Source organism: Mesorhizobium sp. M3A.F.Ca.ET.175.01.1.1, assembly GCF_004791945.1.
Lineage (GTDB): Bacteria > Pseudomonadota > Alphaproteobacteria > Rhizobiales > Rhizobiaceae > Mesorhizobium.
The window spans coordinates 1-520 of sequence record NZ_SRTP01000059.1 but is presented as its reverse complement, the minus strand read 5'-3'; the positions used below and the strand labels follow the sequence as shown (position 1 = coordinate 520).

Sequence of the window (520 nt, the reverse complement as noted above, 5' to 3'; positions counted from 1 at the left end):
GGCGCCGCCCACTGGACACTGGAAGGCGATCCGGGGCCGATCACGGCCTGCAACTGCACGCTTTGCCGCCGCTACGGCACCCTCTGGGCCTACGATTACGTCGACGAGCGCATCCGCGTCGCGGGACCGATAAATTCCTACACGCGCGCCGAAGTGACCGAGCCCGCGTTCGAGATCCTGTTCTGTCCGACCTGTGCCTGCGTGCTCGCCTGGCGTGGCCCCCGTTCGAGCGCCGGCGACCGCACCCGCATTGCCGTCAATGTCAGGCTGGCGCCGCCGGAAGCCGTCGCCGACCTGCCGATCGACCATTTCGACGGCCTCGACACATTCGACGACCTGCCGCGTGACGGCCGCTGCGTGCGCGATATGTGGTTTTAGAGCGTTTCACCGTTTCACGGAAACGGCGAACCGCTCTATCTCTTTGTTTTGACGCAATTCCTGACGGAAAACCGCTTCACACTTTTCCTGGAATTGCTCAAAATACGGTTCGCGAAACCTGGCGCTCGACGGCCGGCATCAG

General features: G+C 63.5%; 1 protein-coding gene. It reads left to right on the top strand.

The features are described from left to right. Positions 1-378, top strand: a 378-nt coding sequence (locus EN818_RS30730; protein ID WP_135906584.1) for a GFA family protein, incomplete at its 5' end; no start/stop codon positions are given. Positions 379-520 lie beyond the last annotated feature (142 nt).